Source organism: Pseudonocardia xinjiangensis (assembly GCF_050948425.1).
GTDB classification, from domain to species: domain Bacteria; phylum Actinomycetota; class Actinomycetes; order Mycobacteriales; family Pseudonocardiaceae; genus Pseudonocardia; species Pseudonocardia xinjiangensis.
This window is the reverse complement of sequence record NZ_CP192009.1, coordinates 7,422,332-7,442,447: the sequence shown is the minus strand read 5'-3', so window position 1 is coordinate 7,442,447 and position 20,116 is coordinate 7,422,332. Positions and strand designations below refer to the sequence as shown.

The following is a 20,116-nucleotide window of genomic DNA, read 5'->3' as shown; positions in this document are numbered from 1 at the left end:
CAGAGACTGTACTCAACGGTACAGTCTCTGCTGACAGGAGCATCGTGTTCACGTACGAGACGACCAGTGCCGACGAGGCACCCGCACCTGCTTCCTACGCGGTCGAGGACCGCTACCTGGGCTACCGGGACGCAGATCGTGCCAGGCCGTACGCCAAGTACTTCCGGGACGACACCCTTCCCCTGCAACCGCACGTCCCCGAGGTTCTCCTCGCGGGGATGGCGCCCACCGAGTACGGCTACGACATCGCCGACGCAGCACGCATCCTCTCCCGTCCGGGCCACCACAAGATGGAGACCGGCTGGACGAGGCTCGACAGCGGCGTCGTCACGGTGGCCGTCCACACCGACATGCCCGACGTGACCGGCGAGATGTGGGACTGGTGGATGGGCTGGCACAGCTGCGAGTCCAGCAGGTACAAGCTGTGGCATCCCGACGCGCACCAGTTCACTGCAGTCGGAGAGCCCAGGAGCGCGGACACCGCGCTGAGCGACCGGCAGCGCTACGTGGACAACGTCTCCTACGTGGACGAGTACGTCGGTGGCGTCCTCACCCCGCTCGCCATCCGGTTCGTCGATCCCGCTCGGCTGGGCTTCGACGCCCCCCGCCCCGGAGCCACGGTCATCGCCGGCCGGGTCGGCCTCAGCGTCGCGCCGGTGGCCTTCGGTTGGGTCGTGCACCAGGTGCGCCCCATCGACAGCGGCGCCGAGATGCGGAGCCGGTTCTTCCTGAACCACCTGGAGCACCTCGACCTGCCGGGCGCCTCGGTGGCCACCCCGCCCGCCGGCCGCGCGCCCGTCGCACAACCCGACATGGCAGCCCTCGGCGCCGCTCTCCTGCATCACTGCGCCGCCGAGATGAACCACCTCTCGTCCTTTTTGCCCGCATTGCACGAGGAGTTCGCCGGCACCCCGTGACCTTTCCGGTCACGACTTCGACTCGGATTGCGGAAATGCCCCGGGCATGGCAACGGGCCCATCTCGAGTGAGATGGGCCCGTTGTCGAGCGAGCGTCAGTGCCTTACGGAACGGCGTCCGTAGAGGTTGGACACGAGGACGACCCCGATTGCGGCGACGATGACCTGCACGATCAGCTCGAGCCAGTCGATCCCGCTGGTAGCGGTCGGGATACCGATCGCGCGAGCGATGAAGGTGCCGATGAACGCGGCCACGATCCCGACCACGATGGTGAGCCAGATGGGAATTGGCTGCCGGCCGGGAACGACCAGGCGACCCAATGCCCCGATGATCGCCCCGATGACGATCGCGGTGATGATGCCGGTGACGGTCACAGTTCCTCCAGCGTATGGCGGGCCGACAGTTCGGCCCGGCTCAGTAGTTGTCCCCGTTCGAGGCGCGGCTGAATCCACAAACTCGCTCTGTGACCGATTCGAAACCATCCTTGCGCCGGACGGGTGAACCAGGACGCCCCCTGACTACGACGTCCCGGGGCCCGCTGGTCCGGAGGGAGTGGCGCCTCCGGCCGTGGCTCAACGCTCCGCGGCGGCCAGCGCGCGTCGGAGTGTGTCGACGTTCGCGGGCACGCCCGGCGAATCCATGAAGTTCGGGTCGCCACCCGAGTAGACCGGACCGTACGACGGGGTGCCGGGCTGGAAGCGCCAGCCCTCGGCGAGTGGGCCGACGTCGACCGCGTCGTAGCCGATCCCGTCGAGGAACGCCGTCACCGTCGCCTTCGCCTGCGCGTCGTCGCCCGCGATGGCCAGTGGGCTGCGCTCAGGGGATCCGGCCGGCCGCGGCAGCGCCTGGAGGTGCCTGTAGAAGATGTTGTTGAAGCCCTTGACGACGTGAGCGGCCCCCAGGTGCTTCTGGAGCAGCTCGCTGCTGGTGGTGGAGCCGTCGTCCAGTTCGGGGAAGTGCCCGTCGCGGTCGGGGTAGTAGTTGTTCGTGTCGATGACGACCTTTCCGGCGAGCGGTTCGACCGGCACGCTCCGGTAGGCCTTGAAGGGGACGGTCACCACGACCACGTCGCCCGCCTCGGCCGCCTCGGCCGGCGTGGCGGCCCGGGCGTGCGACCCCAGTTCGTCGACCAGTTCCTGGAGCGTCTCCGGCCCGCGCGAGTTGCTCAGCAGCACGTCGTAACCACCGGCGACGGCCAGCCGTGCCACGGTGCCGCCGATCAGCCCGGCGCCGATCAATCCGATTGTTGTCATAACAGAGGTAGCCCCGGCGCATGGGGGGCGTATTCCCCGGCAGGCGTCAACGCCCCGGTCGGTCGCTGCTGTAGCGCTCGACGAGCTCCGCTCCCAGGCGGGCGAGCTCGGCCCTGACGGACGGCGGCTCGACCACCTCGACGGTCGCTCCCCAGCCTGCGAGCTTCTCCGCGATCGAGATCGCCATGGGCGCCGCGACGCGGACCCGGACGCGCCCGTCGTCGAGCGTGTCGATGGGCTCGCAGTGCCGTCCGAAATGGTCGCGCAGCACCGGTAGCAGCCGCGCGGAGATGAGCACGGTGGCCGAGAGGAGCGAGCGGTGCTGCTCCACCTCGTCGACCACCCGCTCCCACTCGTGCGACAGTTCGAAGCCGGCGGGTCTCTCGGCGGCGAGGTCGGTGACGGTCGCCTCGACGATCCGGTCGACGCGGAACGTCCGCTGTCCCTTCTCGGTGCCGGCGACGAGGTACCAGACGTCGTCCTTGTCGACGAGGCCCCACGGGTCGACGAGGCGGCGCGTCCTCGTGTGCCCGCGGCTCTCGTACTCCAGCGAGACCTTGCGGCGGTGGACGACGGCCTCCTGGAGGGTGTCGACCCGCTCGGGGCGTACGCGGTCCCGCTCGCCCCACCGCGTGGAGTCGACCACGACGGCATCGGCCGCGGCCTCCGCCTCGGCCCGGAACGTGTCGGGCAGCGCTCTGACGAGCTTGCGCAGTGCCGACCGGACCGGCGGGGCGACGGACGCGGCGGGACCCGCGAGCAGGAACAGCGCCGTCGCCTCGGCCGAGGTGAGGCCGGTGAGGTCGGTGCGGGCGCCCCCGACGAGCGACCACCCGCCGCCGCGTCCGGGCTGGGGATAGACGGGGACACCTGCGGTGGACAACGCCTCCAGGTCACGGCGGGCGGTGGCCACCGACACCTCGAGCTCGGCTGCCACCTCGGCCGCGGTCACCCGACCGCGGGCCTGCATCAGGAGCAGCGTGGCCACCAGCCGATCTGCGCGCATGCGACGATTCTCCCAGACAAAGTGCTCACTAGATGAGCACTTACCGGGCCCATGATGACGGTGTTCACCGCGGCGGACAGGCCGCCCCGACCACAGGGAGCACCGATGTTCCGAGGATTCGCCACCATCAGCTTCTACGCGGACGACCTGGCCGCGGCGCGGGACTGGTACACGGAGCTGCTGGGCATCGAGCCGTACTACCTCTTCCCCCCGGCGCCTGCGGCGCCTGCGTACGTCGAGTTCAGGGTCGGCGACGACGGGGACGAGCTCGGCTTCATCGATCGCAGGTACGCCCCCGGCGGGGCGTCCGCAGTCCCCGGCGGCGCGGTGATGCACTGGCACGTCGACGACCTCGCCGCAACGGTGGAGAAGCTGCTCAAGATGGGCGCCACCGAGTACCAGCCCATCACCGAGCACGGCGACGGATCGGGGTTCGCGACCGCGTCGGTGGTCGACCCGTTCGGCAACGTCCTCGGCGTCATGCACAACCCGCACTACGTCGAGGTCCTCGCCGCCCGGACGAAGGCGTGACCGCTGTGGCCACCGCGCCGAACCTGCGCACGTTCCGGGCGGAGAACCGTGCGGAGTGGCGGGCGTGGCTGCAGGACAACTGCGCCACGGCGGACGAGGTCTGGCTGGTGATCCAGCACGCGGGCAGCGGCACGCCGGGCGTCCGGCACCGCGACGCCATCGAGGAGGCGCTCTGCTTCGGCTGGATCGACAGCCTGGCGCGCAAGCTCGACGCCACGTCGTGGGCCCAGCGGTTCACCCCCCGCAACCCGCGGGGAGCCTGGAGCAACGTCAACCGGGAGCTGGTGGAACGGCTGACCGCGCAGGGCCTGATGACCCCGCACGGGCAGGCGGCCGTCGACCTCGCGAAGCGCACCGGCACGTGGTCGGTACTCGCCGACGCGCAGAGCGGTGTGGTCCCCGACGACCTGCGTGAGCGTCTCGCTGCCGACGAGGCCGCGGCCCGGCACTTCGAGGCGTTCCCGCGGTCGGCCAGGCGGGCGATCCTCGAGTGGGTCGCGCGGGCCAAGCGGCCCGAGACGAGGCAGCGTCGCATCGCGCGGACCGTCGAGTGCGCCGCCCGGAACGAACGGCCCTGACAACGCGCGAGCGGGCAGCCCACGTGCGTGGGCTGCCCGCCGGTCGGTCGGGTGGCTCCGGAGAGTCAGCTGCCGGTGAGCAGGCCGACCACCATCGAGATGATCGCGGTGTTGTAGACGAACGCGAGCAGCCCGTGGCAGAGCACGATTCCGCGGGTGCGGGCGTTCTGGACATCGACGTCGGAGGTGGCGAAGGTCGTGCCGATGGCGAAGGAGAAGTAGACGAACTCGAGCAGCGTCGGCGACGGCGTCTCGGGGAACGACAGCGGAGCGTCGTCGCTGTTGAGGTACAGCTGGGCGTAGCGCTCGGCGTAGCTCAGGTGCAGGATCACCCAGGCCAGCAGCACCATGACGACGCTGATCGCCTTGACGGCGGCGACGCTGTCCTCGGTCCCTTCGACCGTCGCGATGTTCAGCCCGGCGCCGAGCAGGGTGATCGCCGTGGCCAGGGTGATGAGGTAGCTCGTGCGGCGACCGGCCAGTCGCAGTGGCCAGCGCTCGTCCCCGCGTCGGGCCCGGCGCACCCGGGACACCCGGATACCGGTGTAGCAGAAGGCGAAGAGCATCCAGGCCAGGCTGGACAGGATGAAGCTGGGGGAGTCCACGGCGGCATCGTCGGGATCCAGGATGTAGGCCAGGCTCGCCAGGAGCAGCAGGATGTCGACCGCGTTGGTCACCAACCGACCGGGCGACAGACCTGGCGACGTGGTGACGGGCTGCGGATCTTGGGCGGTGTCCGGTTCGGCTGTCTTGGTGGACACGCTGTTCTGGTTCACTGGGCTGTCGGTCCCTGCTGGTCGTCGTGGATCAATGGAGGAGAAGGCCCTGCAGTCTGCCGACGTCGTTGGCGTGCGGGGTGACCAGATGGTGAGTGACCGGCTCGGTTGGCCCGCCTCCAGCGCCTCGCACCTGTGTCGTCGATCGTGAGCGCGTGGATCATAGCCACCTGCGTTTCGAAGTTGATCGCTGCATCCTGAACACGGCTCGGTGCGCTCGGCTCGTTCTCGGGAGGTTCGGTGAGGGTCGCGGTCGTCGGTGCCGGCGTGGTCGGGCTGTCCACCACCGCAGAACTGCTGCGGCGCGGCGTCGACGTGGTGTGTCACGAGCGGGCGGGCGGGCCGATGGCCCAGCGTTCGGCCGGCTCGTCACGGATCTTCCGGCTGGCTCATCCCACACCGGACCTGGTGCGGCTCGCGCAGGCCGCCCGGGAGGGGTTCGGCCGCTGGGAGCAGGCGTCGCACACGGCGATGATCGCGCCGGGCGGCTGTGTGATCAGCGGGGACCAGGTGTCGGGGTGGGCGGCCGCGATGGCCGCTGCCGGGGCAGCACACGAGATCGTCGACGGGCGGTCGGGCCGGCTGCGGCTCCCTGCGCGCAGGCCGCCGTCAGCGGCGCTGGTCGACCCGTCGGGTGGCGTGATCGACGTCGACGCCGTGCGGGCCCACCTGATCGAGGTGACCAGCGGCGCTGTTGTCCAGAACCACGTCTACGCGCTCGAGGACACCCCCACCGGCGCAACCGTGTGGAGCTCGGCGGGAACGGCCCGGTTCGATGCGGTTCTGCTGACGGCCGGGGCCGGGACGTCGCCGCTCGCCGCGCAGGTCGGCATCTACACCCCACCCGCGTTGGCGCACCACGTGCGGTTCACCTTCCCGGTCGACCCGGCGGTGTCCTGGCAGTGCTGGATCGACAAGCCCTCCGCCGGCCTGGCCACCTACCAGCACCGGAGCGGCCCCGGCCGGTGGGCGGTCGGCGGATCGATCGATCCCGGGCAGGTGGCGTGGGAAGCGGGCCGGGACGCGGCCACCGCCGCGTCGCGCGACGCGGTACTCCGGTACGCGCGCGAGCACCTCGCGGTCGAACCCCGCGTCGTGGACACCCTGTACTGCGTCACCACACCGGGCCTGGCCGACGGGTTCGAGTTCCGCCGTCACGGCGCGATCCTCGCGGTGTCCGGCGAGAACCTGTTCAAGTTCGCGCCCCTGCTGGGCGAAGTACTGGCGGAAGCGTGCACCGGCGGGTCGACGCCTGCGGTCGCGGACCTGGCTCGCCGGTAGAACGGCCCCGATCGAAACGGCTCTGCGCCCGGAGGCGCCCGAGGCGACCACGGCACAGCCGGACCGCGCCGGTGCGGTCAGCGGCTGCGCGACCTCGGAGAGGTCGATGTGGCCGGGTCGGTGGTGCTGGTCAGGCCGATCGGGAGCCGGCAGCGAGCTCGTCGGCGGCGTCGAGCACGTCCTCGCCGTAGAGGTCGTGCACCCAGTTGGACTGGTAGACGGTGTCCAGGTAGCGCTCACCGAGGTCGGGGGCGATGGCTACGGCGGTGAGGTCACCGTCGTCGTGCTGGGCCAGCCAGCTCATCGCACCGCTGACGACCGTGCCCGTGGAGCCGCCGAACAGGAACCCGCTGCGGGCCAGCCGGTGGCAGGCCCGGATCGTGTCCGCCTCCTCGACGAGCACCACCTCGTCGACGTAGGACTCGTCGAGCAGCGCAGGGCGCACACCCGTGCCCAGCCCGGGGATCATGCGACGACCCGGTGCACCACCGAAGGTCACCGAACCGACGCTGTCGATCGCGACGATCCGCACCGGCCGGTGCCACTCCCGGAAGAACCGCGCGCAGCCCATCAGGGTGCCGGTGGTGCCGGCCCCCACGAACAGCACGTCCAGGCGCGGGAACTCGTCGGCGATCGCCGGGGCCGTCGTGCGGTAGTGCGCCCTCCAGTTACCCGGGTTCGTGTACTGGTTCAGCCACACATAACGGGGGTCCGAGGCGCACAGCGAGCGGACGTAGTCGATCCGGGCGCCCAGGAAGCCGCCGACGGGATCCGGTTCGGTGATGATCTGCACCTGGCTGCCCAGTGCCTCCATCAGCCGCCGGGTCGCGAGGTTCGAGCGGAGTCGGTCACGCAGACGAACCCGTAGCCCTTGCTCGCCGCGATCATGCTCAGCGCGACGCCGAGGTTGCCGGACGAGGACTCGACCAGTATCGACCCAGGTCTGAGGAGCCCGTCGCGTTCGGCGGCCTCCACCATCTCTGACGCCGCCTTCAGCTTGATCGAGCCCGCGAAGTTGAAACCCTCGCACTTCAGGAAGAGCGACTGCCCGAAGATCGACTGGAGGTCGACGTAGAGCTGCTCCTCGTTGAAACCCTGAGGGACGGAAATGACAGACACGATGGCCTCCTCAATTACAGCAGAACATTCGGCTGCTCACCCGTACCGGCGCAGCTCGTGGAAGAAGTCGTCGACGACGTGGAGCTCGCCGGAGCGGGTCACCTCGTCGTAGACGTATTTGCCGACGGCGAGATCGAGCACGCCGAGGCCGAAGGGCGAGAACACCACCGGGCGGTCTGCCGGCACCGTGACTCGCCCGGCCATCACGTCGTCCAAGGTGCCGTCCAGGAAGTCACGGTTGCCCGTGAGCTGCTCGGCCAGATGGGGCGAGGTGTTGGCTTTGAGGCAGTGTTCGACGTCGTCGACGATGTTGGTGGAGGCCAGCACGATCTCGGGGGCGAGGTCGCGCAGTGACACGTGCAGGACCAGCGGGTTGTGGTCGAACCAGGACACGTCGGTGACGTGGGGTTCGCCGGCCACGGTCGCGAACACGACCAGGTCGCTGGAGCGGATCAGGTCCTCCGCGGAGCGGTGCACGGTGATGCGTCCGGGGAGGCCGGTCTGTTCGAGGTAGCCGCGGAACCCCGCGGCGTGCTCGGTGGACAGGTCGAAGACGCCGATGTCGTCGAAGGACCAGTCGGTGCCGGTGAGGAAGGTGTGGATGTAGCGGGCGATCAGGCCCACCCCGAAGAACCCGACGCGGGTGGGGCGGGTGCGGCCCCGGCTGAGCCGGTCAGCGGCCAGCGCAGCCGAGGCGGCTGTCCTGGTGGCGCTGATGATGGAGCTTTCCAGGCAGGCGAAGGGGTAGCCGGTGTCGTGGTCGTTGAGGATCAGCACGGCCGAGGCGCGTGGGATGCCGGCTGCGACGTTGCCGGGGAAGCTGGAGATCCATTTGAGGCCGTCGACGCGGACCTGGCCGCCGATGGAGGCGGGCAGGGCGATGATCCGGTCGGCGGGGTGGTCGGGGAATCGCAGGAAGTAGGAGGGCGGGTTGACCGAGTCACCGGCGCCGTGCAACCGGTAGGTGGCCTCGACGACCTCCATGATCTGCTTCTCGCCGCCCTGCAGCGCCTGCTGGACCTGACCGCCGGAGATCACCGCGAACGGCGGCACGGTGGCGGCCCCGGTGGGAGGGACGCTGCTCATCGGGTCGTCCCATCCACTGTCGGCGAGCTGTCGCCGAGGCGCATCGCGTCGGCCATGCCGACCAGCACCTCGCGCGGTCCCTCGAAGGCGTCCCTGCTGTGCGAGCTGCGGATGTTGTCGACGAGCATCAGGTCGCCCGCCTGCCACGGCTCGCGCAGGGTGTGGGCCTCGTAGATGCCGGTGAGCAGCTCCACGACGTCCTGACCGATGGGGTCGCCGTTGCCGAAGCGGGTGTTGAACGGGAGCCCGTCGGCGCCGTAGACGTCCACCAGGAACTCGTGCACCTCGGGGTCCATCGTCCACTCGTTCAGGAACGCGATCTGGTTGAACCAGCAGCGCCGGCCGGTCACCGGGTGGCGCACCACAGCGCTTCGACGCTGGCGGGTACGGAGCTCACCGTCGGGCTGCCACTCGAACTCGATCGCGTTGGCGCGGCAGTAGCTCTCGACGGCACCCGGGTCCTCGGTGCCGAACGCCTCGGCCCAGGACGCCCCGATGTCGTCGTTGTAGGTGCGGGTGAGCAGCCAGCCCTCGCGCTCGAACCGGTCGACCAGCTCACGCGGCAGTGCCTCGAGCACGGTCGGCGAGTCGGCCACTCCGGTCGCGCCTCCGCTGGTGGCCGCGCCCAGGCAGGCGAACAGCATCACCGAGGGGAACTCCAGGGTGTAGCTCAGCTCGTGGTGCATGCACATCTGCTGGTTCGGTGGCCACTTCGTCGAGGAGTAGACGCCCTCGGAGTAGACCTGCCGGGGTGCGAACGCCTCCCGCTCGGCCATCAGACCGGTGGTGGTCAGCCGCTGGAACACAGCCGCCACCTCCGCCGCGTCGCGTAGCCCGAGACCACGGACCAGAACCGAACCGTGGTCGGTGACGACGGCGCGCAGCGCGTCTCGGTGCTCGGCTGCCCAGCGCGGCGCGTCGCCGCTGGGGGCGACCCGCAACATCGGCGGCTTGCCGGGTTGCAGGTCCACGTCGAGCAGCGACGCCGCGGATGAGGACGACATCTCGAATTCCTTCCAGTTCCTATTTGCTCAAGAAGAAGTCAGCAGTTCGGCGGCACTCAGCACGGTCTGCGCCGCCTCGGCGGGCCGGGTGCGCAGGAAGTAGTGCCCGCCATCGGTGAGCTCGTGCAGCTCGACGCGCTCGGCCAGGAGCTCCCAGTCGCGGTACCGCTGCGCGAAATCCGCGGTGCTCGGGTCGTCGGCGGCGACCACCACGGTGATCGGCGCGGACAGCTTCACCGCAGGCGGGCTGTCGAGGGCGTCGGCGAAGTAGCGGAGCGCTGATCCGTAGTCGTGCCGGTAGGCGGCGCCGACGTGCTCGGCGCGCTGCTGGTCCAGCGCACCCAGCTCTGTGTAGCCGCTGTCGCCCAGCCGCGCCGCGATCTCGGCGTCGGTGCGCCCGGCCAGCTCGGCGAGGGCTGCGCGCCGGTCGGTGGCGGTGCCGAGCAGCTGCGCACCGAGGAACACCCGCTCCACGTGCACGCCGCGCGCCTGCAGGACCTGCGCCGTCTCCAGTGCCAGCGCCGTGCCCGAGGAGTGGCCCCACAGCAGCACCCTGGTCAGGCCGCGCCCGACGATCTCAGTGGCGACCTGCTCGACCACCTCCGCGATCGGCACGAACGACTCGCGCTCGGCAGCCAGGTCGTGGCCGGGCAGCTCGACGGCGAGAACCGCCGGCCCGCTCCCGCGCAACGCGGCAGCCATCGGCTGGTAGTTCACCGCGTTGCCGCCGGCGTAGGGGAAGCACACGAGGGCACCGGACCGGGTGGCGTCCGTCCCCGAGAGCGGCTGCAGCAGCCCGGTGCGTCGCTCGGACCTGCCGTCCACCAGCTCGGCCAGATCGGAGAGGACGGGATACCGCGTGACGTCCTTGAGCGACACCGTTCGCTTCAGAGCGACCGCCAGCTTCACGGCAGACAGCGAGTTGCCACCGCGGTCGAAGAAGTGGTCGCCGCGCCCGATCTGGTCCACCGGAACGCCGAGCACCTTCGCCCACGCGGCCGCCAGCCGCTCCTCGGTCGGCGTCCGCGGTGCGTCGTAGTCCTCCTCGACGACGTCGAGCTCACGGGCGAGCAGCGTCAGCCGCTTCTTGTCGATCTTGCTGTTGGGGGTGAGCGGCAGGCTCTCCTGCCAGTGGAAGGCCGCCGGCACCATGTACGCGGGCAGCGATGCGCCGAGCCGCTCGCGCAGCACGTCCACATCGATCGTCCGAGGACCCGAGTAGAACGCCACGAGCTGCTTGCTCTGGTCGGGCCGCTCGGCCACCACCACGGCGCCGTCGCGCACGCCGGGCACCCGCAGCAGCGTGTTCTCGATCTCGCCGATCTCGATCCGGAAGCCCGAGATCTTGACCTGGCTGTCCTTCCGGCCGAGGAACTCCAGCTTGCCGCCCGGCAGCCAGCGGCCGTAGTCGCCGCCAACGTAGAGCCGGTCGCCCGGTCGGTGGGGGTCGGTCGTGTAGGCCTGCCGGGTGCGCTCGGGGTCGTTGACGTAGCCACGGCCGACGCACACTCCGGAGAAGACGATCAGCCCGGGCGCGCCGAGCGGGACGGGAACGAGGTTCTCGTCGACGACGTAGACGCTCACGTTCTGGATGGCCGGGCCGAGCGGGACGCGTTCCCCGTCGGGAGCCCGGTCCATGACCTCGTGGTTGGTGTCGTCGGAGGTCTCGGTCAGCCCGTAGGCGTTCACCAGCTTGATCGCCGGCTCCGCGGCGAACCAGCGCTGCGTCAGCTCCCTCTTCAACGCCTCGCCGGTGGCCGACACGGTGTGCAGGTCCGGGAGCTCGCGCGGGTGCTGCTCCAGGTAGGACAGCACGACCTCGAGATAGGACGGCACGACCTGCAGCACCGCGACGCGGTGCTCGGTGATCGTGTCGACGAAGCGCTCGACGTCGAGGATGGCGTCCTGCTCCACGAGCACGGTGCGCCCGCCCACCAGCAGCGCGGAGACCAGCTGCCACAGCGAGATGTCGAAGCACTGCGGCGCGGTCTGCGCGACCGCCTGCCCCTCACCGATCTCGCAGGCGTCGATCTTGGCGTAGAGGTGGTTGAGCATCCCGGCCTGCTCACACATCGCACCCTTGGGCTCACCCGTCGAGCCGGAGGTGAAGTAGATGTAGGCCAACTGGTCCGCCGTCACCGCCACACCCAGGTCATCCTCGGCGTGGTCCTCCCCGTACGCGACATCGACCACCAGCCGCTCGACGCTCGACAGGGAGTCGAGGGCCTTGTCGAGCGTGGTGGTGCTGCCCGGCTCGGTCAGCACCAGCGTGCAGCCGGCGCGGGAGAGCGTGGTCGCGATCCGGTCGGCCGGGAAGTGCGGCTCGATCGGCAGGTACGCCCCGCCGGCCTTGAACACCGCCAGCACCGCGGCCATCCAGTCCAGGTTCCGCTCGGTGACCACCGCGACCACGTCCTCGCGCCGCAGCCCGCGGGCCAGCAGCGCCCGCCCGAGCCGGTTGGCGCGGGCATTGAGCTCGCGGTAGGTCCACCGCCGCTCACCCTGCACCGCCGCGACCGCGTCCGGGTGCGCCACGACCTGCTGCTCGAACAGCTCGTGGAACCGCAGGTCCGGCAGCTCCCGCCGCGGACCCGCCAGGCCCTCGAGCTGAAACCCCAGCTCCTCGACCGACAGCAAGCTCTGCCGCCGGTGCTCCGCATCCGGGCCATCCGTCATCAGCGACAGCGCCGACAGGTGGTAGCCCGCGACCCGCGCCGCGTAGTCCGCGTCGAGCACCTCGGTCCGGTAGCGCAGCACCAGCCGCCCGTCAGCGATCCCGACCCGCAGCACAGTGCCCTCAGCGAGCTCGCCGGCGTGACCGGTCGGGTCCAGAACGGTCTCGAAGGACGGGCCGGCCACGCCCAGCTCGCGCCGCAAGTCCTCGACCGGGAACTCCTGGTGCGACACCAGCTCCGACTCGACCCGCCGGACGTCGGTCAGCAGCGCGCGCCACGAGTTCGACTCGGTGGTGAGGCGGCAGGGCAGTGTCCGGCCGCCCGCCGTGAGGTAGCCGGTGGTGACCTCCTGCTCACCGGACAGGGCGGCGAGCACGGTGGCGTGGGCGGCCAGCAGCACCGAGCTGAACGGCACCGCCAGGTCGTCCGCCAACCGGTGCACCGCCGTCACCAGCGCGTCGGGAAGCGGCGCGTCGTACTCGCCGACACCCGCCGTCGCGTCGAGCGTCCAGCGTGGGATCGCGGTGAAGCCACCGGCGACGAGCACCCCTCGCCAGAACTCCCGCCCGGCTTCCGCTGGCATTGCCATGACAGTCTTCCCTCCGCTCACCGTGGTTACGGTGCTAGTTACCGCCGACCAGGGCGGTGCGATCGACATTCATTTCTCTGGCGGGGTTTCCCGCCCAGTGGTCGTTCGCCGGGACGTCCGCACCCTTCATCACGAAGGAATCGGCATCGATGACCGAGCCGTCGCCCACCGTCACGCCGTAATGGATCAGGGAACCGACCCCGAGCGTGCTGCCCGCCCCGATGGTGATGTAACCGGACTTGAAGGCGCCGTCCTCCTGTGAATGCCCCTGGAGGCGACTTCCCGCATTGAGGGTGGCACCATCGCCGATCGTGGTCAGGGTCTTCTCGATGATGGCGCAGCCGTCGTCGAAGACATGCTTTCCGATTCGAACTCCCAGAAGCCGCCAGACGATGTTCTTGAACGGAGTGCCGTCGAGCAACCTCGGCTGTGCCAGCAGCTTCCAGTAGCGCTCGTGCCACCAGAAGTACCGATCGTAGATCGAGCAGTACTGGGGCCGGAGAGATCCGAACCCTATGACGATACGTTCGACCAGCACGAGGTAGCCGATGCCGAACACGAACATGAACACGCCCAGTCCGGCGATCACGAGCGCGCCGAGCGCACCGTAGAAGTCCGCGGTGGTCAACAGGGCCAAGGACACCACGAAGAAGAGGAACCACCGCACGACCAGCAGCAACGCCATGCTGACCAGGTCGTACCTGTTCTTCGCCGCGATGGCGCGACGGCGCTCCACCCGCGTGAGGTGAGCCATCCGTGTGTCGCGTTGGACCGAGCGCGGAATCTCGAAGCTCGTCGAGCCCAAAACCCCGGTGTCCTGCCGGACCTCCCCGTCGACCGGAATACCGACCTTCGTGGCGAGAAGGCAGTTGTCGCCCGTCTTGCCCTGCGCCGGATAGACGATGAAGTTGCCGAGGAAGTTGTTCGCCCCGATCGCGGCGGGCGACACCCGGAAGGACGTGCTCGAGAACTCGGCATTCATGACCGACAGGCCGTCGGCCACCACCGTGCCGCTACCGACAGAGGTGAGGTACGGGTTCTCGGTCCGGACGTCCATGCCGAAGTTGCACCCGGTCTGCACAACCGGGTCGAGCTTGAACCCGACCCACTTGAAGTAGGGGACGATGTAGGAGCTGTCGCCGAAGAGGTTCACGAAGAACCGCATGTTCGTCGTGCGCGCGATCGCCCGGTGAGCCCAGTGGTGGAAGCCGTACAAGGGATAGAGCTTCCCCGGCTTGATGGCCTTGTTCAGGAGCCGAGGGACGGTGCCCACGAACAGCAGCGCGACGATCAGGAAGCCGAAGAACGCCGAGGTCGAGAAGATCAGGGCGTCGCGGTAGAACCACCAGCTCTCGAGAGCCACCGGGTCCGCGTCCATGAGCTCATTGAGCTGCGGAACCTCGGCGAGCAGGAGCACCAGGCCGCCGGCCAGCACCGGCATGCCCACGACCAGCACGCCGAGCGCCTGCGTGAGGCCGAAGAACGCTCGCCTGAAGGCGTTGCGGCCGGGCGCAGGGCTGGGCAGCCGGAAGTTCTCCTCCGTCCGCAGCGCCGGGGATCCGGACCAGCGCTCGCCGTCGGGTATCGCCTGGCCGGCGTTCAGCGAGGAGGCGTGACCGAGTTGGCTTCCGTCGCCCACCGACGTGTTGATGTCGAGCACGCTCATCTCGCCGACGAACGCGCCCTTCCCCAGGGTGACCGCGCCCGTCTGGATCACCCCGGCCTCGGCGCGGTAGCCGTTGAAGAACGCGTCCTTCCGGACCACGGCGCCGGCACCGACAGTGAGCAGATCGGTGCACACCGGAACATTCCTGGAGAAGATCACCGCACCGCGCCCAACCTTCGCGCCGAGTGCCCGCAGGTACAGGTTGTAGAGCGGCGAGGTGGTGCTCAAGCGCGACCGGCCACCGATGAACAGAAGCAGCGGGTTGGTCCGAACCAGCGTCTTGATTGCCCAGAAACGGACGTATGCGAGGCTCCAGACCCGGATCTCCTGGGGCTTCCAGCGGCCGATGACCAGCCATTTGGCCAGGATTGGCAGGACGCACAGGCCGACGACGGCCGCACTGCCGAACACGAGTGACCGAAGATAGATATCGACCAGGCCGGAGGCGGTCGAGATCCAGTCGTAGCCTTCGTTGGTGACGAGCGCAGCAAGATAGGTATATGCGAGAAAGATCAGGGCCTGCAGTACTCCGCAGGAGACGTAGTCCAGCCGACCGGCCGGCTTCGCCTGGATTGGTTCCGGGGCCGGCCCCTCGATCATCTCGATGGCCGGGGCAGCGGACCCGACGGTCGGTGCCGGCGGTGCGCCGGCGGCGGGCGCAGTGACCGCGAGGGCTTTCGCCAGGCTTTCGATGGTCTGGTGGCGGTAAACGTCCTTTATGGATATCTTCGGGAGGTCTGCCCGTTTTCTGACTCGCGCACAGAAGTGCGCCATCACGAGCGAGTCGGCACCGAGATCGTCGAAGAAGTGGCTGTCGACCGGTACCCGATCGACCTGCACGACGTCCGCCAGAACCTCGGCGAGACCCAGTTCAATGCTGGTCAGGGAGCCGACGGGGCCACCCTGGATGGTCGGAGAGCTACTCCGGACGGTTGGAGGTGCAGCCACTCGGGCTGGCATCACCTCGATCGACTCTCCCACTACGTGAGCTCCTTGCACAGGAAATTGACAGTTTCGATACAGGTTCTGATGAGCTCGTGACAGGGCCGCGTCGACCTGTTCCGAGGAAGAATTGAGAAGTGATGTGCATCGCTCCCGTGGGCGGGAATAGGAAGCAACCGGAAGTGACCCGGGACACTTCCCTGAAACGGATCTACATGATCAAGAAGGAGTGTCTCGAAATGCGCATCCGGCACATCGTCGACCACGCATGACGGGCCGAACCCACCATGCCGGAGCAAGATCATCAATCCTCCTTACGTGCGAGCACTCAACTCCCCTACGTGCGATCGCTCATCAGGGTTCAGATCGCGGTCGGGGCGATCTCCTGGTGCCGTGGCGGTGGCGGGGAACCGCACTTCCGGCCGACGTGCCCGAGAACTGCTTGTCGGAGAGAGGCATCCGGAAAATCGTCGGATCAGGCCGCGATGTTTCACGGTGCGTCAGTTTTCACCCGCCTGGACCTCTCCGAAGGAAAGTGTAACCCGAACGCGAGGAGACTCCATGCGATGTGACGATGCCCGCGCGATCCACCAGCTGTTATAGTGGGATCCTCGCATTCAAGGAATGGTCAAGGTTATACCAATAATCATCTTCGACAGGCTGTCACGGGCCAGTTCGTCCGGTTTGTGTCGCATTAGTCGGTGTATTGAAGATCGGTTCGGCGGTGGAAACCACCCGTTCGGCGGCACCGAAATGCAGGGCGGGTGCGCGTAGGCGGGTCCGCAGGGCCGCCACGGCTGCCGGGTGCCCGCCCCGCAGGCCGGGCCGGCCCGCCGCATCCGTGGTGCGGTAGGTCACGGCAGCGCAGTGAGGTGCGTCATGGTCGCCGACCCGGAGGTCGATGCTCAGGGTCGGCGCGCTGCCGAACTGTGGGTGTGTACGCCGTCCGGGTCACTCACCGCCGAGCCCGGCCAGCAGCCGGGCGAACCGTTGCGGGTCGACGAGGTGCGGGAAGTGGCCGCTGTGCGCCCAGACCTCCACGGTCGCGGCGGGCAGGTGTTCGCCGAACCACCGCGCGTAGCCCGGCTTCGGCTCGTCACCGGTGATGTACAGGTAGGGCGCTCCGGAGGCCCGGAGTGCGGCGGTCTCCTGCTCGATCATCGCCGTCAGCTCGGCGGTCGGCTGCTCGAGCAACTGGCTCCAGTACCCGAGGACGACCTGTTGGTGCGCTCGCGAGGTGGAGCGCACGAGGTCCTGCGCGTCAGCCGGGAGCAGCTCGACGTGGAAGCTGTCGTAGAACATCTGCCACACCGCGCGGAACCCGGGCCCGCGCAGCCGTTCGGCGAGCGCGCGCACGAAGGTGGCGAAGGGGGCCGCGTCCAGCGGCTGGTCGATGTTCACGACCCCACGGGTGGGGTGGTGCGCGGCGTAGCTCGTCGCGAGGCGGCCGCCGAACGAGTGCCCGACGACGACGGGCGCGGTGAGGCCGGCCGCCTCGACCACGTGGTGGAGCTGTGCGGTGAGGGTGTCGAGGTCGTAGGCCGGCTGGTCCGGTGACCGGCCGTGCCCGGGCAGGTCGATGGCCACGGTGCGGCGTGCGGGGTCGATGCGTTCCAGCTCCGCGACGATGCCACGCCACATCGACCGGTCGAAGGTCAGGCCGTGCACCAGGAGCAGTGGCGCGGCGTCGGTGCCCGCGCCGTGGTCGTCGGCGGCGAGCCCTGCGATGTCGACGGGGTGGTCGGTGTCCTGTTCGGTGTCCATGGGTTCCTCCAGGGGATGGTCGTCATCCGGGAGGCGTAAATCGACGGGGAACGATGCGTACGTACGCCGGCTCAGACGTGCCAGCGGCGCGGGCCGCCCGGTGCCGGCTGGTAGCGGCACGCCCGGCCGGTGCGGATCGAGGCGGACAGGTGGGCCCCGGCTGCCGGGGCTGCTCGGGTGATCGTGTCGATGACTCCTCGCAGCGTGCGGGTGACGTTGACCCGGGCCCGTTCGTCGGCGCCGGAGACGGTTCTGCCGCGTCCGCCCAGACCGGTTGCCCGGCGGAGCTCGTCGAGCAGGGCGTCGCGCTCGGCGGCCGCGCGCTCGGCGGCGAGCCTGTCGCCGGTGGTGTCGGCGGCGTCGAGCGCGTCCCCGAGCGCGGCCAGGCGCTTGCGGTACGTGTCCCGCGCGGCGACGTCGAGCACCGGCTCCGCCGCGGCAGCGGTCAGGCCGGCGCCGCCGGCGGCCAGGTCGAGCGCGGTGATCTCCTGACCGGATGCGACGAGGAGTGTGCGGAGGTAGGCCACACCGCGGCCGTCGCGGAGCCGAGCCCGCTCGTCCCCGGCCTCGAGCAGCCAGTCCGGTCCGTCGCGGCGCAGGGTCCACTCGTCCGGCAGTGGGGCGTACGCCCCCGACAGCACCCGCATGCCCAGCAGGGCAGTGATGTCGCGGGCGCGTCGGCGATGGGAGCCGGCCAGTTCGGCGTCGCCGTCATGGCCGCGTCGGGTGAGCGTGTCGGCCAGCGCGGCCACGGTGTGGGCGAGGAACGGCAGCGCACCGTTCTCCTCCTCCCACGCGGCGGCCTCCCCGAGCAGCTCGACCGCCTCGTCGAACCGGCCGAGGTGGGTGGCGAGGGTGCCGAGATGGTGCGCGACCGGTCCGCTGACCGTGTTGGCGCCCGCCCACACCACCAGGCGCCCCCGGTAGCCGGCCAGCGCCTCGTACAGCCGGGCGGCGGCAGCCGTGTTCCCCGTGGCGACGGCCACCACGGCGAGGTCCGCGGCCGCGCCGAGCCAGCGCGGCCCCGAGCCGGCCAGCACGCGGGGCAGCGCGCGTTCCAGTTCCAGGCCGGCCTCCGCTGTCCTGCCGAGCGACACCAGGAACCGGGCCGCCGTGGCCTCGTAGAGGTGCCCGGGGTGGCGGCGCGCGAAGGCGCGCAGTCGCTCCAGCTCGGCCTGGTCCTCGGCGGTCGGGGGGTCCCCGCGCAGCAGCGTGATCGCCCACCGCAGGGTGATGACGAGCCGGTCGGTGTCGGCCAGCCCCACCCGCCCGCCCTGCTCGGCGACCTCGTCGATCAGCCGCTGGGCCTCGTCGAAGCCCCCGCGCACCGTGGCCAGCATCGCGTACCGGGACCCGACCATCACCGTGCCCGCAGCGTCGCCCGCGAGGCGTGCCTCACGCTCGAACGCGGCCAGCGCCGTCTCCGCCTCCCCGATCCGGCCCAGCTCCATCAGCGCCACGAAACGCCAGAAGAGGCCGCGGCGCTCGAGCCCCAGATCCGCGGAGGCGCGCGCCAGGTCGACGATCTCGCCGGCCGCGGCGAGCCGGTCCGGCGCGCCTTCGGGATCCCACAGCGCATGCAGCCGCGCGTCGAGCACCTCGGCGAGTACCGCCCGGTCACCGCTGCGGCGGGCCAGTGCGAGGGCGTCCTCGACGAGGCCGCGGCGCCGGGCCGCGGCGGTGGTGTCGCCGAGCAGCCCGTGGGCCAGCCGTGCTTCCAGCCGGGCGCGGGTCGCGTCGTCGCAGACCCGGGCCAGCGCCGTCTCCAGCAGCCCGACCAGCCCGGTGTCGACCTCCAGGAAGCCCTCGCGCGACGCCGTGGCCAAGGCGAGCGCCACGACCGGATCACCGTCGGCCCCGGCGTCGATCGTCGCCGCCAGCGCGCGGGCCGGGCCCGGTAGCCCGCGCGAGGCCACCCACAGCGCGTGGCGCACCTCGGGGCGTGCCTCGCCGGTCACCCCGCCGATCCCGGCCCGGCTCAACGGCCCCAGCCACACCTCGTCGCCGATGCCCAGCGGCGTCCCCGACGTCGCGAGCACGGCCACCGGTCGCCCCACCACCCGTCCTGCCAGCAGCGCGAGCAGCGCCACCGCGTCCGGGCCACCCAGATCCACGTCGTCGACGATGATCAGCCGGCGCGGCCTCGAACACAGTGCGACGGCCGCCGCGTCGAGATCGGAGAACTCCGGCTCGGTGAGCAGGCGGGCGGCCAGCTCGTCGGACCCACCGGTATCGCGCACCAGCTGCGCCCACACCCGGCGTCCGGGACTCCCGCCGGCCGGCGTCCCCCGGAGGACCTCGAACCCCTGCTCGCGGGCCGTCGCCGCGCCGGCGTCGGCCAGCGCCGTTCGTCCGGACCCGGGTGGGCCGGCCACGACGAGGATGTCTCCCGATCCGGCACCGGCGCGGTCGAGCAGGCGCTCCAGCTCGGCGAGCTCCCGTCGCCGTTCGACCAGGTCCACAGGATGCAGGCTATTTCGTCGGGCGGACGGTGGACCGCACCCGACGCGGCCCGTCTTCGGCCGTACGAGATCATGAGTCGGCAGGTCATGCGCGATTCCGGTGAGCACGTGCGCCGCTTCGTGGCGCCGGGCTTGAAACCGGAAGCGGAGCCACACCTCGCCGAGGGCGGGTGCGGACCGCTGGGCGCTCACGACGTGCGCCCGTGGAAGGCGGCCGATTGATGGACAGCCGTCGAGTCGGGTGTCCGCGATCAGAAATCGAACTCGCCGGCCTTGACGCCGGCGACGAACGCTGCCCACTCGTGAGCCGAGAACTTCAGCGACGCAGCGTTCGGGCGCAGGCTGTGCCGCACAATCACAAGGCCACCCTGCGCTGTCTGTCCGACCTCGACGCAACTGCCGCCGCCCGAGAACGAACTCGTCTTGTACGTGGGCTGGCCTTGGCTCTCTGCCTGCGACATTCGGTC

The 20,116-nt window shown here is 70.1% G+C and carries 15 protein-coding genes and 1 pseudogene; 4 read left to right on the top strand and 12 right to left on the bottom strand.

Translation table 11 applies throughout. From position 1 onward, the window contains the following. Positions 1–44 precede the first annotated feature (44 nt). Complete coding sequence (locus ACQPZA_RS35135) at positions 45–917, top strand: DAPG hydrolase family protein (RefSeq protein ID WP_433276646.1); 873 nt, start codon at positions 45–47, stop codon at positions 915–917. A 95-nt stretch (positions 918–1,012) separates the two neighbouring features. Here the strand turns inward: ACQPZA_RS35135 and ACQPZA_RS35130 are convergent, their stop codons facing one another. The 3 genes from ACQPZA_RS35130 to ACQPZA_RS35120 all read right to left on the bottom strand — a co-directional run bounded on the left by ACQPZA_RS35130 (position 1,013) and on the right by ACQPZA_RS35120 (position 3,176). Then, positions 1,013–1,291 (bottom strand): GlsB/YeaQ/YmgE family stress response membrane protein, encoded by a 279-nt coding sequence (locus ACQPZA_RS35130; RefSeq protein WP_433276644.1) that lies wholly within the window; start codon positions 1,289–1,291, stop codon positions 1,013–1,015. A gap of 198 nt (positions 1,292–1,489) precedes the next feature. Next, a complete protein-coding gene (locus ACQPZA_RS35125; protein ID WP_433276642.1) occupies positions 1,490–2,170 on the bottom strand; it encodes an NADPH-dependent F420 reductase in 681 nt (226 codons plus the stop codon). A gap of 46 nt (positions 2,171–2,216) precedes the next feature. Then, on the bottom strand, positions 2,217–3,176 hold the full coding sequence (locus ACQPZA_RS35120) for a helix-turn-helix transcriptional regulator (RefSeq protein ID WP_433276640.1): 960 nt from the start codon (positions 3,174–3,176) through the stop codon (positions 2,217–2,219). A 105-nt stretch (positions 3,177–3,281) separates the two neighbouring features. Between ACQPZA_RS35120 and ACQPZA_RS35115 the strand changes: the two genes are divergently transcribed. After that, positions 3,282–3,707, top strand: coding sequence for a VOC family protein (locus tag ACQPZA_RS35115; RefSeq protein ID WP_433276638.1), 426 nt, complete (start codon positions 3,282–3,284; stop codon positions 3,705–3,707). Beyond that, positions 3,704–4,285 (top strand): YdeI/OmpD-associated family protein, encoded by a 582-nt coding sequence (locus ACQPZA_RS35110; protein ID WP_433276636.1) that lies wholly within the window; start codon positions 3,704–3,706, stop codon positions 4,283–4,285. The genes ACQPZA_RS35115 and ACQPZA_RS35110 overlap by 4 nt, the downstream gene beginning before the upstream one ends. Before the next feature lie 65 nt (positions 4,286–4,350). On the opposite strand, the gene ACQPZA_RS35105 is transcribed toward ACQPZA_RS35110, so the two are convergent. Continuing rightward, positions 4,351–5,046, bottom strand: a complete 696-nt coding sequence (locus ACQPZA_RS35105; RefSeq protein WP_433276634.1) for a DUF1345 domain-containing protein — start codon at positions 5,044–5,046, stop codon at positions 4,351–4,353. A gap of 255 nt (positions 5,047–5,301) precedes the next feature. On the opposite strand from ACQPZA_RS35105, the gene ACQPZA_RS35100 reads away from it, so the two are divergent. Further along, on the top strand, positions 5,302–6,342 hold the full coding sequence (locus ACQPZA_RS35100; protein WP_433276633.1) for an FAD-dependent oxidoreductase: 1,041 nt from the start codon (positions 5,302–5,304) through the stop codon (positions 6,340–6,342). Between the two features lie 130 nt (positions 6,343–6,472). Here the strand turns inward: ACQPZA_RS35100 and sbnA are convergent. From sbnA to ACQPZA_RS35060, 8 genes and pseudogenes are all read right to left on the bottom strand, one after another. Beyond that, a pseudogene (gene sbnA / locus ACQPZA_RS35095) lies at positions 6,473–7,461 on the bottom strand (2,3-diaminopropionate biosynthesis protein SbnA). Positions 7,462–7,497: 36 nt separating this feature from the next. Next, positions 7,498–8,547: a 2,3-diaminopropionate biosynthesis protein SbnB gene (gene sbnB, locus ACQPZA_RS35090; protein WP_433276631.1), complete on the bottom strand. Its 1,050-nt coding sequence runs from the start codon at positions 8,545–8,547 to the stop codon at positions 7,498–7,500. Continuing rightward, entirely contained in the window at positions 8,544–9,551 is a 1,008-nt protein-coding gene (locus ACQPZA_RS35085; RefSeq protein WP_433276628.1) for a TauD/TfdA family dioxygenase, read from the bottom strand. The genes sbnB and ACQPZA_RS35085 overlap by 4 nt, the downstream gene beginning before the upstream one ends. A 27-nt stretch (positions 9,552–9,578) precedes the next feature. Beyond that, the gene (locus ACQPZA_RS35080; RefSeq protein WP_433276626.1) at positions 9,579–12,815 is read right to left on the bottom strand and encodes a non-ribosomal peptide synthetase; all 3,237 of its coding nucleotides are present in this window, start codon (positions 12,813–12,815) and stop codon (positions 9,579–9,581) included. A 34-nt stretch (positions 12,816–12,849) separates the two neighbouring features. Then, positions 12,850–15,462, bottom strand: coding sequence for a Pls/PosA family non-ribosomal peptide synthetase (locus ACQPZA_RS35075; RefSeq protein ID WP_433276625.1), 2,613 nt, complete (start codon positions 15,460–15,462; stop codon positions 12,850–12,852). 912 nt (positions 15,463–16,374) lie between these two features. Continuing rightward, positions 16,375–17,187, bottom strand: coding sequence for an alpha/beta fold hydrolase (locus tag ACQPZA_RS35070; protein ID WP_433276623.1), 813 nt, complete (start codon positions 17,185–17,187; stop codon positions 16,375–16,377). A 71-nt stretch (positions 17,188–17,258) separates the two neighbouring features. Then, the gene (locus tag ACQPZA_RS35065; RefSeq protein ID WP_433276621.1) at positions 17,259–19,649 is read right to left on the bottom strand and encodes an AAA family ATPase; all 2,391 of its coding nucleotides are present in this window, start codon (positions 19,647–19,649) and stop codon (positions 17,259–17,261) included. Between the two features lie 251 nt (positions 19,650–19,900). After that, positions 19,901–20,110 carry a DUF397 domain-containing protein gene (locus tag ACQPZA_RS35060; RefSeq protein ID WP_433276619.1) on the bottom strand — a complete coding sequence of 70 codons (210 nt, stop codon included), beginning with the start codon at positions 20,108–20,110 and terminating at the stop codon, positions 19,901–19,903. Positions 20,111–20,116 lie beyond the last annotated feature (6 nt).